We start from the raw sequence: 13,553 nt of genomic DNA on the forward strand, positions 1-13,553 counted from the left end.
AGGAAGCCCATGTATCTGGTCGGCCTCGTCGAGCACGACGGTCCGGACGTCGGCCAGCTTGGCGCTGCCGCGGTTCAGCAGGTCGCGCAGACGGCCGGGGGTGGCGACGAGGATGTCGACGCCGCGCTCCAGCGCGTAGATCTGGTTCGACATCGAGGTGCCGCCGCAGACGACCTTGAGCTTGAGGCCGAGCACCGAGCCGAACGGCTCCAGGGCGTCGGCCACCTGCATGGCCAGCTCGCGGGTCGGGACGAGGATCAGGCCGCGCGGGTGCTTCGGCTTGGTGCGCTCGCCGTCGGCGAGGCGGGTCAGCAGCGGCAGGCCGAAGCTGAGGGTCTTGCCGGAGCCGGTGCGGCCGCGGCCCAGCACGTCCTTGCCGGCCAGGGCGTCCGGGATGGTCGCGGCCTGGATCGGGAAGGGGGTGGTGACGCCGCGCTTGGCGAGGGCGCGCACGACGTCGTCGTGCAGGCCCAGGTCGCCGAAGGTGATGGTGGGCTCGGCGTCCTCGGCGGACTCCTCGTCCGCGACGGCCTCGTCGACGGCGGTCTCGGCGTCGGAGGAGTCGGCGACGGCCTCGGCGGCGTCGGCGGTGACGTCGATCAGCTCGGCGTCGGTTTCGGGGGTGGTGACATCGGCGGCGGACTCGCTCGCGGGCATGGCGAAGCGGGCGTCGTCAACGAGAGACATGCAAAACCTTCCGGAAGTGGCACGCGCCAAAGTCCGGGTTCTGTTTCACAACCGCCTCTATGCGGTCAGCCACGGATCGCCGGAACGCGCCAAGGGCGCCAGATGGGAATAGGGCGCCAATCAAATGAATCAAACGAACGATCTACCACCATAGACGAACCTCGGGATCAGAGGCAAATGCGCTGGCCAGACTGCTAATGCCCGCCCGGGCCGGGGCTCGGGGCCGAAGATCCGGAACTTCCGGAGGAGGGTTCGGTGGTCGGCGGGACGGTGGCGGCGGGCGTGGTGTGGCCGGGATCGGGAGTGGCGGACGGCCGTCCGGCCGGACTCGCCGCCGCGGTGCTGGTCGTGGAACCGCCGGAGCGCCCGTCACCGGTCCCGCCGCCCGGGCCCGCGGTGGCCCCGGACCCGCCCGCACCGCCCGTGGCGCCGCTGCCGGTGCCCGCCCCGCCGCCCGACGAGCCCGCGCCCGGCTGGGGTGCGGTGCCGGCGCTCGCGCCCCCGGCTGAACCGTTCGCGCCGGGAGCAGCCTCACCGGACGCGGCGCCGGGAACCGTGCCCGCGCCGTCGGTCGCGCCGTTCGCGCCGGGGGACGCCGCCCCCAGTACGGGGGTCAGGCCCATTCCCGGCGCGCTCTCCGTCTGCACGCCCCCGACGCGCTCCGACCGCCCGGACACGCCACCCTGGTGACCGCCGCCGCTCGGCGCGGCCGACCCGCCGCCCGCGGCCCTGCCCGGCGTCCCGGCCTGGCCGACCGGCACCGCGCCGTGCTTCTCGTCCGCCGCCGGCCCCACCGACATGCAGCCGGTCAGGCCCAGTCCGGCCACCGCCAGCACCGCCGCCGCCCGCACCACGCCGTTCCGCACCGCCGCCGCCCTCGGCGCGGCCTCCCGGACCGCCACCGCCCGCACCACCGCCGGACGGCCCTCCCGGGCGCCCGCCCCGCGCGCCGAAGTCACCGCACGCACCGCACGCATTGCCGCCACCGCGCTCCCTCTCCCGCCGCCCCGTCCGGGGCCGCCCGGGCCGATCACCGGCCGCCCACCGCGCCCGGCACTACCGGTGCCCAACGCGCGCCCGGGGTGACGGGACACGGGCAGCCCGGCAGGAAGCCACCCGGCGCCATCCGCCCGGCGCAACCCCGGGGCTCCAAACCCCCCGGGGGCCCGAACTGCCCGGGGACCCCGCGCCCCGGGACCTCTCCGGCCCCGCTCAGCCCCAGAGCGCCGAGGCCAGACCCGCCCCCGCGTACACCGCCGCCAGCCCCACCACCAGGCTGCCCGCCACGTTGGCCACCGCGTACCGCCCGGCGCCGCTCTCGGCCAGCCGCAGGGTCTCGTACGAGAAGGTCGAGTACGTGGTCAGCGCCCCGCAGAACCCCGTCCCGAACAGCAGTTGGAGCTGCGAGGACGCCGCACCCGCCGCCACCGCCCCGGTCAGCAGGCCGAGCACCAGGCAGCCGGACGCGTTCACGGCGAAGGTCCCCCACGGGAAGACCGAGTCGTGCCGGGACTGCACCGCCCGGTCGGTCAGGTACCGCAGCGGCGCGCCGACCACCGCCCCGGCCAGCACCAGCAGCCAGTTCACCCCGCCACCCCCGTCCCGGATCCCGCGCCGGACCCGCCCGCACCGGGGCCACCCGCACCGGGGCCCGTTCCCGCGTCGGACCGGCCCCGTCCCGCGTACCTGATCACCTCGCACGGGTCGAGCACCACCAGCCCTTCCGCCACCAGCTCGTCCAGCTGCGGCAGGAAGGCCCGCACCCGCTCCTCGGCGTCCACGATCACCACCGCCACCGGCAGGTCCTCGCTCATCGACAGCAGCCGCGCCGTGTGCACCAGCGACGAGGCACCGAAGCCCTCGATCCCCCGGAACACGCTCGCCCCGGCCAGCCCGGCGGCCCGCGCCCGGTGCACGATCTCGCTGTACAGCGGGCGGTGGTGCCAGCGGTCGTTCTCGCCGACCAGCACGGTGAGCCGCAGCGCGGGCCCGGTCAGACCGGTCATCGCCCCTCCCTTGCGCCCCGGCGGATCAGACGCCGCGTCAACCCCGCCGCCGCCCACACCGCGGCCAGCGCCGCCAGCAGCGTCAGCCCCAGGTAGGCCGGCCCGGCGCCCGGCCGGCCCTCCTCCAGCAGCCGCCGGATGTCCACCGCGTACGTCGAGAAGGTGGTGAACCCGCCCAGCACGCCGGTCCCGAAGAACGGCCGCAGCAGCGGGTGCGCCGGCCGGCCCTCGGTGATCGCCACCAGGAACACGCCGATCACCGCGCAGCCGACCACGTTCACCACCAGCGTGGTCCAGGGGAAGTCCGCAGGCCCGTCCGGCCAGAGCAGCGCCGCCCCGTAGCGGGCCGACGCCCCGACCGCCCCGCCCAGCGCCACCACCGCGACGGCCGGCCCCTGCCCGCGCAGCACCGGCGGCCGCCGCGGCACGGCCGCCCCGGGCCCCACCCGCGGCGGCCCGTCCACCGCGCTGCCCGCGGCGCCGCCCGCCGGGCCGCCTGCTGAACCGTTCGAGGTCGCCATGGGCCCATGAAACACCGGCCCCGACCGTCTGGCACGCCGTCACCCCAGACCCGACAATGATCCGGTGGAGATGACCCGGGAAGAGTTCGAGACGCTGGTCAGTGACGCACTCGACCAGATTCCCCCGCAGCTCGCGGCCATGATGGACAACGTCGCCGTCTTCGTCGAGGACGAGCCCGACCCCGCCGACCCCGAACTCCTCGGCCTCTACGAGGGCACCCCCCTCACCGAGCGCGGCGAGTGGTACGCCGGCGTCCTGCCCGACCGGATCATCGTCTACCTCGGTCCGACCCTGCGGCACTGCGAGACCCGCGAGCAGGTGGTGGACGAGGTCCGCACCACCGTGATCCACGAGGTCGCCCACCACTTCGGCTTCGACGACCACGAGCTCGACGAGCTCGGCTGGTCCTGAACCCCCGCCCCCACCGGTCCCGCCCGGTCGGTCGAAACCCGTTTTGGCGTTCGGCCCGAGATCCCATATGCTTCTCGACGTCCCCGGGAACGCTGGAAACAGCCGGAACGGCCGCAAGCCCTCATCGTCTAGTGGCCCAGGACGCCGCCCTTTCAAGGCGGTAGCACGGGTTCGAATCCCGTTGGGGGCACGCAGTACCGTAGTAAAGTGCAGTGCGCAAGACCTCATGTGGAGAAATCCGCACTAGGTCCCGTGGAGCAGTTGGTTAGCTCGCCACCCTGTCAAGGTGGAGGTCGCGGGTTCAAGTCCCGTCGGGATCGCTCGTCTCGCAAGAGACGGTGCAGTACGGCCAGGTAGCTCAGTTGGTACGAGCGTCCGCCTGAAAAGCGGAAGGTCGCCGGTTCGACCCCGGCCCTGGCCACATAGCCTGACCAGGTACGATGCCCTCGAAGCAGATCGCTTCGGGGGCATTTTCGTGTTGTTGACGCCAACGGGACAGCGGACGGTCGTTTCTCCCGCCCGGTCGTGAGTACGTGACGTACTTGACGTACTTGACGTACTTGACCGCTAGCGCGACCCTGGTTCTCGGACGAGGAGGCTCCCAATGACAGCAGTCCACTACGAGAGCTACACCGAAGCCCGAGCACACCTGAAGGATCTACTGGACGCGGCGGGGCAGGGCCGGGTCGCAACCGTTCGCCGAGACACCGGCCGTGCGGCCGTGGTCGACGCAGGGCGGCTGCGCCACGCCCTCACACTGCTGTGCCCGTCCAAGGCCCAGATGGTCGCCGAGGGCGGCGGCTGGTCGGTGTTCTTCCCCGGCCTCCCTGTCGCCGCGGACGGCGGCACGTTCGATGAGGCCATCGACGAGATGGTCGAGGCGCTGCGCGAGTACGCGGAGGACTGGCAGGACCGGCTCCTGAACGCGCCCAACCATCGCGACAACTGGGGCCTGGTTCAGCTGATCGGCCTCAGCGACGACGAGCAGCTCCGTGATTGGCTGCTCGGAGTCGCGAAGTGACCTGGCCTCAGCCGACACGCGAACGGCACGGGCAGTTCTGCACGGGTGAAGGCTGGGACCGCGTACGTGACGCGCGCGGCCGCACCGGCACCCACCACATCACCTATGAGTTCGGGCTCCCCGACGGGCGGATCCTGCGGACTCGGGTATCGCATCCGGTCGACCGCACCGCGTACGGCGCGAGCATGTGGGCACACATCCTCCGCGATCAGCTGGACGTGACGGAGGATGTCTTCTGGCCGTGCGTCCTGGACGGCACGCTTCCCGATCGAGGCGCGCCTGAGCCACCACGCGAGGCGCTTCCCGTAGATCTGGTCTACATGCTGATCAACCGCGTCGGGCTCACCGAGGACCAGATCGCCGAGCTGAGCAAGGCCCAGGCGATCGAGCGACTCCAGCAGTTCTGGACCGAGGGGCACTGATTCCGGTCGCTGGATCGCGGCCCGGGGCCACCCGGTCTCCCTTGGCGAGCCTCACGCGCGGGAAGGACGGGCGTCAGCCCCGCAGCGCCCGATCGTCGAGGCGGCGCAGCAGGCCGGGCAGGTGCCGATGCTGGTCGCGGAGCGCGGCCAGCCGCTGCCGGAACTGGAGGCCGCGTCCGACGTGGTCGCAGGCGTCACGGAGCTGGACCAGGAGGGCCACGGCAGTGTCGTAGCGGGCCGTCTGCTTGCGGGCGACGTGGTTCTCGACCTCGTGCCAGATCGCCTCCTCGTCGGTGGCCAGAGCTGTCAGCTTCTTCGCCCGCGCCTCGGCTCGAACCCGGTCGGCGCGCTGTCGGCGTTCGGTGGCCCGCGCGTGCGCTGCGTCCAGCAGTTCCGCAACGGAGCGCTGCCCCGGCACCGTCGCGACAGTGGGTTCGCCACGCAGGCGGCGCACGAGTTCTGCTCCCAGCTGAGGCTCATCACCCACCGCGAGGCGCAACAGCAGGTCGTTCTTCTCCGTCTCGGGCAGTGCGGCGATCAGCGGCGCCAACTCCTTCTTCCCGGGCCGCTTCCGAGGCACGGGGGCGGGCGAGCTGGCCTGGGCGGCGACCGCCAGCAGGTCGGCGTCGACACGCAGGAAGTCCGCGAGCGCTCGCTGCGGTGCGGTGAGCCGGTCGAGCCCGGCCGGTACCGGAGGCTCGACTGCTTCCTGGTAGGTCTCGTCGTCGTCCTGGAGTTGCCAGGCGCCGATGCCGGACAGCCACGCGAGGTACAGGGCGCGGTGATCCCCGGAAGCCAGCTCGGCCCGTACCCCGGCGATGGCACCGAGCGAGTCCTCGGCGCCCTCCTCCCAGTCCCCGCCCTCGTCCTCGCTGCGTAGGTCCAGAACGAGGTGGGTCTTGGTCGTCCATGCCTCGACGCACTCGTCGAAGAAGTACGGCTCCAGCGCCCGCAGCGTGAGCTGCCCCTTGGGCAAGCGCAGGATCACCTGATGGGTGCCCCAGTTGGTCAAGTAGAGGTGAGCGTCGTAGTACTGCTCCACCATCCGTCTCGGGTCACCTCGAAAGTTGCCCCACTGGTATTCGTTGGTGAAGCTGGCCGCGGTGATCCGGGCCCGGGTCGACAGCGACCGCAGTTCTTCCTGCTCCTCACGGGTCAGCGGGCGGTCGATCGCCAGGAACTCGTAGTACTGGTACTCGCTCATCGCCGCGACCCTAGCGGGTCTGCCGACCATCGATGATGGAATCCGTCAAGTCCAAGGCAGACAGGAACCGATGATGGAACCCGAGCAGCCACGCACCGTCGAGCAGATCCGAGATCTCGTCAGCTGGATCGGCGCGGGACGCAAGCTCACCCAGACGGGCAAGGTCACCCTCGCCGACGCGCGGGTCCTGGTCGCGCTCCTGCGTACCGGCGACACCATCGACGCGGCCATCGGTGACAGGATCTTCAAGACCAAGTCCAGCCAGGAGCTGTACCACCTGAACCTGCTGGTGGAATGGGCCAAGGCGGCCCGGCTGCTGCGGGTCGTCGGCGGCCGTCTGGTGCCGGTCAAGAAGAACGCGCGCGTGCTGGAGGACCCCGAGCGCATCCTCGACGCACTGTTCGAGGCCCTGCCGCGCATCAGTGAAGCGGTGCTCCCCTCCGGGTGGCTCGGCTCGATCTTCGCCGAGGAGTACCCGGCCGGGCTTCGGGCGCTGCTGACGAGCCTGTATGCCGCCGACGACCTGGTTCCCGAGCAGGAGCTTCAGGCTGCTGTCTGGGACAAGGTCTCCGGGTTCTACGTCCTCGACGATCTTCCCGAGGACCGCCTCCGGCTGCTGCGCCAGAGCAACGACCGCGACGTGGACCGCTTGCTCGCGACGCTCCTCGGCCTCGGCTCGGTCCAACGCATCGGCGACGCTATCGCCCTCACCGCGCCGGGCCGTCAAGCGGTTGCGCAGCTGCGCGGGGAAGCGCGCCCCGGCGATCCCGTCTACCAGCTCCGCATCGAACTAGCCGAGGTGGAACAGCCCGCCGTCTGGCGCCGCGTTCAGGTCCCCGCCGGATTCCGCCTCGACCGACTGCACCTGACCATCCAGGCCGCCGTGGGCTGGCAGAACTGCCACTTGCACGCGTTCGACGTGAAAGGCGTCAACTACGGCCGTCCCTCCTCCGAACTCGACTTCGTCGACGAGACCGCCGCCGCCCTGGACGCCCTGGTCAAGGAGGGAGAGTTCCTCGACTACACCTACGACTTCGGTGACTCGTGGGAGCACCGCATCCTCGTCGAGCGCCAAGTGGCTGCCGAGGCGGGCCACCGCTACCCGCTGTGCGTCGACGGAGCAGGAGCCTGCCCGCCCGAGGACTGCGGTGGCCCGGGCGGATACGACGACCTCAAGCAGGCCCTCGGCGACACCGCCCGTCCCGAGCACGAGGACCTGCTGCGCTGGCTCGGCCTCGAAACAGCGGCCGGCTTCGACCCGACCCACTTCGACCTGCACCGGACGAACCAGCGGCTCCGCGCTCTCGACTGGTGAGCCCACCGGCTCGTCCGTGCCGGATGACGCCAACCGGCCTGGATGGCGGCGTCCGAGGGCAGCCGTCTACGGACGGCAGAAGAGCTCAAATCGGGGCATCCCGACGCCCCGGCTTGGCCTGAAAAGCGGAAGGTCGCCGGTTCGACCCCGGCCCTGGCCACCGTACGAGGAAGGCCCCGGAGAGTCTCCGGGGCCTTCTGCATGCCGCCTGGCAGGCCGACGGCGCGGCGGACGGCTGGCGGTCCGACCGGTCAGCGGTCCGACCGGAAGGCCCCGGCAGCGGTCCGGGCCGCGGAGCACCCGGCGAACGACGCATTCGGGCGATCACGGACACCGCTCCGGACTACCCTGAGGGTGCTGCCCGGCACACCCCCAGGGGAGAGCGCCCATGAACCCGGAGCACTTCGCACTTCTCGAAGAAGCCCGCAGGAGCCTGCCGGACGGATTCAAGGTGGAGATCTCGGGCGACACCATCGTCATGACGGTCAGCCCCTCCGGCATCCACCAGCGGAACCTGCTGATGGTCCGGCGCCAGTTCGACGCACACGCCCCGCTGGAGCTGCTTCCGAGCGAGAACACCGACCTGGTCTCACCGAACGTGGGCAAGAGCCGCAACCCTGACCTGACGTACCTTCCGAGCGAGGCGCTGGAGACGTCCGACAACCAGGTCCCGTCGGAGGCCGCCGCTGTCGCCGTCGAATTGGTCTCCCCCTCGAACCCGGAGAACGACTGGGTCGGCAAGGTGCGTGACTACCCGCTGATGGGCATTCCGCTGTACCTGTTGATCGATGCCAGGCAGAAGACCGTCACCCTGTTCAGCCGGCCCGACGGCACGAAGTACCACCGCCGCGAGGACATCGAGTTCGGGGAGACCCTGCACATCCCCGAACCGTTCGACTTCGACCTGACCACGAGCGACCTGCTGCCGTACTGACCTGCACCGGGCCTCTGCCCGGCCCCGCCGTCCGGGTCCGGGCCGGTCACGGGTGGGCGGCCGGCCCTACCGGCCTCCGGCGAGGTGGGTGGTGAGCCAGTCCGCGGTGGCCGGGAGCCAGTCGGGGAGGGCGTTGCCGAGCAGGTGGTTGCCGTGCGGGACGAGGAGGAGCTCGGCCCGGGGGGCGTGGTGGGCCAGGGGTTCGGCGTTGGTGACGCCGGGGATCCGGTCCTCGCCGCCCTCGACGACCAGGAGGGGGCCGGTGACGGCCGGGGCCAGGGCGGAGAGGTCGACGCGGCGGGCGAAGGCGCGGGCGGCCTCCGGACTGCCGCAGCGCTGGGTCAGGGTCGCGGTGACGAAGGGGACCAGCGCGTCCCAGTCCAGCCGGTACGGGCCGCTGACCACGGCGGTGGCGCGGACCCGTGGCTCGTGGGCGGCGGTGACCGCGGCGTAGTAGCCGCCGAGGCTGAGGCCGATCACCCCGACGCGGCCGGCGTCCACGCCGTCCCGGGCCGCGATGGCGTCGATCACCCGGCCGACCACGCGGTGGTAGTCCGGGTCGGGGGCGCTGGTCGCGGCGAGGACGCCCTGACCCGGGCCGTCCATGGCGAACACGGCCGTGCCCCGGGCGAGCAGCGCCTCGGCGACGGCGTGGAACTCCTCCTTCCCCGAGTCCATTCCGGGTACGACCACCACCACCGGTGACCGCCCGCCACCGGCGGGGCGGCGGAGCCAGCCGGCGAACGAGGCGCCCTCGATCCGCTCGGCCGACGGGTCGAGGTGGGCCAGGGCGCGGCGCATCGCCCGGTCCGCCTCGGTGGCGGCGAGGGCGGCCGCCTCGCGGTCGGGGTCCGGGAGCAGCCCGGCGAAGTGGAACCAGCGGGCGGCCGTCCGGTACGCCTCGCCGGCCGTGCGGTGGTGGCCCTGCGCGGCGGCGCGGTCGGCGGCGGCGAGGTGTCGTCGGCCGGCGGCCCGGCAGGCCTCGGGCCACGCGGTCAGGGACGGCAGTGCGGCGGTGACGCGGGTGTACTCGTGCGGGTCCAGCCCGGCGCCGGTGGCGCGCGGGCGGTTCTCCCCGACGAAGGCCGGCAGCAGGTCCGGGTGGTCGAGGAAGGAGAGGTCGGGGGGATTCGTCATCAGGTGTGGCTCTCTTCGACGGTGGGTCAGTTCCTCGGCGGCTCGACGCGCCTCAGGACAGGGTCAGGACGGCCTTGCCGCGGATCCGGCGCTCCCGCAGGTCGGTGAGGACGGCGGCGGTCTCCGTCCAGGGTGCGATCCGGCCGATCTCCGGGGTCAGCCGGCCCTCCCCGACCAGGCGGACCAGGGTGGCGAGGTCGTCCCCGTCGGGAACGTCCGAGTCGGCGTAGTGGAAGTGCCGCAGCGTGGCGGACTCCGGGCCTGCGAAGAAGTCGAAGAAGTCGAGCGTCGCGGGCGTCCGGGAGGCCTGGCCGAACCAGATCAGCGTGCCGCGCCGGGCCAGCCGGGCGAGTGCCAGGGGCAGGTTCGGACCGCCCGTCGACTCCAGCACCAGGTCGTACGGGCCGCGCGCCGCGCCGACCTCGTGGACGACCTCCGCCGCGCCCAGCTCGGCCAGCCGCCGGCCCCGCTCGGGCGAGGCCGTGACCACGGTGAGTTCGGCACCGGCGGCCGCGGCCAGCTCGGTGACGTAGTGGCCGACGCCCCCGGAGGCGCCGGTGAGCAGCACCCGACGGCCGGCCAGCGCGCCGGCGGTGCGGAGCAGGCGCAGCGCGGTCAGCCCGGCCAGCGGGAGGGCGGCCGCGCGGACGCTGTCCAGGTCGTCCGGGAGCTCGGCGAGCGAGGTGGTGGGCACGCGGACGTACTCGGCCCAGCCGCCGGCGGGCGGGTGGCCGACCACCCGGCGGCAGGCGGCCGGGCCGGAGCCGTCGGCGGCGGCCTGGACGACCAGGCCCGCGATGTCCTTGCCGGGGCGCCAGCCCGGCTCGGGCGCCTCCAGCTGGAAGGTCTCGCCGCGGTTCACCGAGAACGCCTCGACCTTCACCAGCGCCTCGCCCGGCCCGGGCCGCGGCTGCTCCACCTCCGCGAACCCGACCGCCGTGTCCGCCCGTCCGGTCGCCGTCAGCGCCTTCATGACCTTCGCCCTCCTCCGCCCCCTCGCCGGCCGGTCCGGCCGAGGTGGTGTCCCCAGCACACCGCGGGCCGTCGCACCCGGTCCAACAACCGCCCGGGTGCGACGACAACCGTCCGTTGTCACGCCGCCGGGGCCGGCAGCGCCCGGCCGCCCGGCGGGGCTCCGTCACGCCTCCCCCGCACCGGCGCGGGGGAGGCGGACCGGGCGCGCGGCCGGGCCCGTACGCTGGGCGGCCATGGATCTCGATCTCGCCCAGGTCCGGGCCTTCGCCGTGGCGGCCGAGGAGCTGCACTTCGGGCGCGCCGCCGCACGGCTGGCGATCAGTCAGCAGGCGCTGTCCAAGCGGGTGGCCCGGCTGGAGGCGGCGCTCGGGGCGCGGCTGCTGGACCGGGACGCGCGCGGGGTCGCCCTGACCGGGGCGGGGCGGCGGTTCCTGGAGCCCGCCCGACGGCTGCTCGTCCACGGGGACCACGCGGTGGCGGCGGTGGCCTGTGCGCGGCGCCCGCTGCGGATCGACGTCTGGGGGCACCTGTACGCGCCGATGCGGACGGTCGCCCAGGCGGTCGAGGGGGTCCCGGGGCTGGAGGTGGAGCCGGAGCCGGGGCGGGACCTGCCGTCGGTGGCGGCGGCCCTGCTGCGGGGCGAGTCCGACGCCGGGTTCGGCCGGGTGCACCCGCTGCCGGACGGCCGGGACACGGGGCTGGCGCACCGTCTGGTGCGGCTGGAGCCGGTGGACGCGCTGCTGAGCACCGATCACCCGCTGGCCGGCCGTGACGTGCTCCGGCCGGCCGACCTGCGGGACAGCGTGCTGCGCTACCCGGCCGCGGTGGACCGGCTGGACTTCCTGACCCGGTTCGCCGACCGGTTCGGCATCGCGGGGCGGACCGGTTCGGCCAACCTCGGCCTGGAGCACTTCGTGGAACGGGTCCGCACCGACCCGGCCTGCTTCTCCCTCCTCCCCGCCGACTGCCCGCTCCCGGAGCCGCCGGCCGCGCCCGGCCGCCCCGGCGTGCGGACCGTGCCGCTCGCCGACCCGACCCCGTTGTACGCCTGGTCGCTGGTCTGGCGCGACGGGGACGGCCCCGGCACCGAGCAGCGGCACCCCCAACTGGACCAGCTGCTCCGGGCGTTCGGTGAGGAGGCGCGGCGCAGCCGCTGGCTGGAGTACGACCCGGCCCGTGACTGGCTGCCCGGTCCCGACCAGGAGGCCCTGGACGCGTAGGCGGAGGGCCACCGGCAAGGGGACGGGGTCAGCGCAGCCAGTCGGTGGTGGTGGCCAGCAACGCGCCGTCCGCCCCGTAGACCTTGATGTTCCCTCCGGCCGAGGCGGCGGCCCGGGGGATGGCGACCCAGCGGACGGGCGAGTCGCCGACGGTGACCAGCGCCGGTTCGGTGGTGGTGCCGTCGGGGAGGGTCACGACCAGCTTCGCGGCGTCCGAGCCCACCTGGAGCAGCACCACGGTCGGTGCGTCCTTCATGGCCGGGTCGGGCGCGTCCTTGGCCCGCGGGCCGAGGGCGGAGCCCGTCAGGTTGCCGTACGGGTCCGTGGCCCTCGGCGGCTCCCCGCCCGGAGCCGGGGTCTCGTGCGTCGCGTCGACCGGGAGCCGCTTGCCGTCCAGCGTGACGTAGAGGTCCACTGTGTCCTGGCCCTCGTGCCGGTACTGCCGCACGAAGTCCTCGGTGGGCTCGGGCAGGTCGGGGCGGGCCGTGCGCTGGTCCTGCCAGATCAACCGGGCCTGCTGGTACGCCTGGTCCTTGCCGGTGGCGGGCCAGAGCGCCGCCCACGCCGTCCATGCCTTGCCGTTGGACGTGCCCTCCGCCAGCTTGACCCGGACCGGCGTGAACGGGTCCCGGGCCGCAGCCGAGACCGTGGCCGTCGGCCGGGCCGACGGGACCGCCACCGAGGCCGCCGTCCCCGGACTCGCACCGGCACCCGACGCACCCGGCCCGGCCGCCGCCGTCATCACCTTGGCCGCACCGGCTCCGCCGCCGCCCTCGCCCAGCACGACGCCGCCCCCGGCCATCGCGACCACGGCCAGCGCCAGCGCCCCCGCCGCGGCCGACCGCCGCCGCAGCCGCCTGCGGCGGCCGCCCGCCAGCACCCGGTCGTAGGGCACCGGCCCGATCTCCACGCCCTCGGCCAGCCCGGCCAGGCTCCGCGCCACGACGTTCTCGTCCTGCCCGCTCATACCGTTCCTCCGATGCTCGTCATCCCGATGAGTGAGGTGGCGGCCCGGAGCTTGGCGATCCCCTTGGACGCCTGGCTCTTGACCGTCCCGACCGAGCAGCCCATCGCCGTGGCCGTCTGGCCCTCGCTGAGGTCCTCCCAGTACCGCAGGACCACCGCCTGCCGCTGCCGCGCCGGCAGGGTGGCGAGCGCGGCCAGCAGGGCCGCCCGCTCGTCCAGCCCGCCGAGGCCGTCCGGCCCGGCCTGTTCCGGCACGGCCGTGACCAGGTGCTCCGGCACTCTGCGGCGGAACCGCCGGGCGTGCTCGTTGACCAGGATCCGGCGCACGTACGCGTGCGGATCGCCGGTCCGGCGGACCCTGCCCCAGGCGACGTAGGCCCGCTCCAGGGCCTGCTGGACCAGGTCCTCCGCCGAGTACCGGTCCCCCGCCAGCAGGTACGCCGTGCGCAGCAGCCGCGGCCAGGCGGCACCGGTGAACGCGCGGAACTCGTCGTCCCGCTCGGTCTTCTGGGCTCCCATGAGCACCTCCTCATCCCCCCAGAGCCCACCGCCGCCCCGAACCGTTGCCCGCCGCCCCGAACCCGTTGCCCGCCGCCCTGCCCGGACCGCCCGGACCGTCGCCGGCCGCTCCCCCACCACCCCCGCACCGCCCCCGCACCGCCGTCCGAACGACGCCCCGGACGGGGTTCGCACATCCCCCGCGGCGGCTGTGACACTGGAGGGGCTCGAAAAC

Annotated in this window: 16 protein-coding genes and 3 tRNA genes; 9 read left to right on the forward strand and 10 right to left on the reverse strand. The window is 73.7% G+C overall.

Annotated elements, in window-relative coordinates:
* From C2142_RS39955 to crcB (C2142_RS17965), 5 genes are all read right to left on the reverse strand, one after another.
* A partial coding sequence (locus C2142_RS39955) for a DEAD/DEAH box helicase (RefSeq protein WP_241002645.1) occupies window positions 1-687 on the reverse strand: 687 nt, incomplete at its 3' end.
* 194 nt (window positions 688-881) lie between these two features.
* Complete coding sequence (locus C2142_RS17950; protein ID WP_148643587.1) at window positions 882-1,646, reverse strand: hypothetical protein; 765 nt, start codon at window positions 1,644-1,646, stop codon at window positions 882-884.
* Window positions 1,647-1,899: 253 nt separating this feature from the next.
* Complete coding sequence (crcB, locus tag C2142_RS17955) at window positions 1,900-2,274, reverse strand: fluoride efflux transporter CrcB (protein WP_148643588.1); 375 nt, start codon at window positions 2,272-2,274, stop codon at window positions 1,900-1,902.
* On the reverse strand, window positions 2,271-2,693 hold the full coding sequence (locus C2142_RS17960) for a DUF190 domain-containing protein (protein ID WP_148643589.1): 423 nt from the start codon (window positions 2,691-2,693) through the stop codon (window positions 2,271-2,273). The genes crcB (C2142_RS17955) and C2142_RS17960 overlap by 4 nt, the downstream gene beginning before the upstream one ends.
* Window positions 2,690-3,214 carry a fluoride efflux transporter CrcB gene (crcB, locus tag C2142_RS17965; protein ID WP_148643590.1) on the reverse strand — a complete coding sequence of 175 codons (525 nt, stop codon included), beginning with the start codon at window positions 3,212-3,214 and terminating at the stop codon, window positions 2,690-2,692. Before crcB (C2142_RS17965) ends, C2142_RS17960 begins: the two co-directional genes overlap by 4 nt.
* 70 nt (window positions 3,215-3,284) lie before the next feature.
* On the opposite strand from crcB (C2142_RS17965), the gene C2142_RS17970 reads away from it, so the two are divergent.
* The 6 genes from C2142_RS17970 to C2142_RS17995 all read left to right on the forward strand — a co-directional run bounded on the left by C2142_RS17970 (window position 3,285) and on the right by C2142_RS17995 (window position 5,069).
* Window positions 3,285-3,626, forward strand: coding sequence for a metallopeptidase family protein (locus C2142_RS17970; protein ID WP_148644860.1), 342 nt, complete (start codon window positions 3,285-3,287; stop codon window positions 3,624-3,626).
* A 117-nt stretch (window positions 3,627-3,743) separates the two neighbouring features.
* Window positions 3,744-3,816: transfer RNA gene (locus tag C2142_RS17975), tRNA-Glu, on the forward strand.
* Window positions 3,817-3,872: 56 nt separating this feature from the next.
* Window positions 3,873-3,946 (forward strand) — tRNA-Asp (locus C2142_RS17980).
* A gap of 27 nt (window positions 3,947-3,973) precedes the next feature.
* A tRNA-Phe gene (locus tag C2142_RS17985) sits at window positions 3,974-4,047 on the forward strand.
* Window positions 4,048-4,230: 183 nt separating this feature from the next.
* Window positions 4,231-4,647, forward strand: a complete 417-nt coding sequence (locus tag C2142_RS17990; RefSeq protein WP_148643591.1) for a prevent-host-death protein — start codon at window positions 4,231-4,233, stop codon at window positions 4,645-4,647.
* Window positions 4,644-5,069, forward strand: a complete 426-nt coding sequence (locus tag C2142_RS17995) for a cytotoxic translational repressor of toxin-antitoxin stability system (RefSeq protein ID WP_148643592.1) — start codon at window positions 4,644-4,646, stop codon at window positions 5,067-5,069. Before C2142_RS17990 ends, C2142_RS17995 begins: the two co-directional genes overlap by 4 nt.
* Window positions 5,070-5,142: 73 nt before the next feature.
* Here the strand turns inward: C2142_RS17995 and C2142_RS18000 are convergent, their stop codons facing one another.
* Window positions 5,143-6,273: a hypothetical protein gene (locus C2142_RS18000; protein ID WP_148643593.1), complete on the reverse strand. Its 1,131-nt coding sequence runs from the start codon at window positions 6,271-6,273 to the stop codon at window positions 5,143-5,145.
* 70 nt (window positions 6,274-6,343) lie between these two features.
* Between C2142_RS18000 and C2142_RS18005 the strand changes: the two genes are divergently transcribed.
* Together C2142_RS18005 and C2142_RS18010 are read left to right on the forward strand one after the other, a co-directional pair.
* The gene (locus C2142_RS18005) at window positions 6,344-7,588 is read left to right on the forward strand and encodes a plasmid pRiA4b ORF-3 family protein (protein WP_148643594.1); all 1,245 of its coding nucleotides are present in this window, start codon (window positions 6,344-6,346) and stop codon (window positions 7,586-7,588) included.
* A gap of 388 nt (window positions 7,589-7,976) precedes the next feature.
* On the forward strand, window positions 7,977-8,522 hold the full coding sequence (locus C2142_RS18010; protein ID WP_148643595.1) for a Uma2 family endonuclease: 546 nt from the start codon (window positions 7,977-7,979) through the stop codon (window positions 8,520-8,522).
* A 66-nt stretch (window positions 8,523-8,588) separates the two neighbouring features.
* Here the strand turns inward: C2142_RS18010 and C2142_RS18015 are convergent, their stop codons facing one another.
* Both C2142_RS18015 and C2142_RS18020 read right to left on the reverse strand, forming a co-directional pair.
* The gene (locus C2142_RS18015) at window positions 8,589-9,659 is read right to left on the reverse strand and encodes an alpha/beta fold hydrolase (protein ID WP_148643596.1); all 1,071 of its coding nucleotides are present in this window, start codon (window positions 9,657-9,659) and stop codon (window positions 8,589-8,591) included.
* A 52-nt stretch (window positions 9,660-9,711) separates the two neighbouring features.
* On the reverse strand, window positions 9,712-10,632 hold the full coding sequence (locus tag C2142_RS18020) for a zinc-binding dehydrogenase (protein WP_148643597.1): 921 nt from the start codon (window positions 10,630-10,632) through the stop codon (window positions 9,712-9,714).
* Between the two features lie 235 nt (window positions 10,633-10,867).
* Here C2142_RS18020 and C2142_RS18025 point away from each other — a divergent pair, with 235 nt between their 5' ends.
* Window positions 10,868-11,854, forward strand: coding sequence for a LysR family transcriptional regulator (locus C2142_RS18025; RefSeq protein ID WP_148643598.1), 987 nt, complete (start codon window positions 10,868-10,870; stop codon window positions 11,852-11,854).
* 28 nt (window positions 11,855-11,882) lie between these two features.
* Here the strand turns inward: C2142_RS18025 and C2142_RS18030 are convergent, their stop codons facing one another.
* Window positions 11,883-12,821, reverse strand: a complete 939-nt coding sequence (locus C2142_RS18030) for a hypothetical protein (protein ID WP_148643599.1) — start codon at window positions 12,819-12,821, stop codon at window positions 11,883-11,885.
* Window positions 12,818-13,339: a SigE family RNA polymerase sigma factor gene (locus C2142_RS18035; RefSeq protein ID WP_148643600.1), complete on the reverse strand. Its 522-nt coding sequence runs from the start codon at window positions 13,337-13,339 to the stop codon at window positions 12,818-12,820. The genes C2142_RS18030 and C2142_RS18035 overlap by 4 nt, the downstream gene beginning before the upstream one ends.
* Window positions 13,340-13,553: the final 214 nt, after the last annotated feature.

The sequence above is a fragment of the Streptomyces sp. CB01881 genome (assembly GCF_002953255.1).
Lineage (GTDB): Bacteria > Actinomycetota > Actinomycetes > Streptomycetales > Streptomycetaceae > Kitasatospora.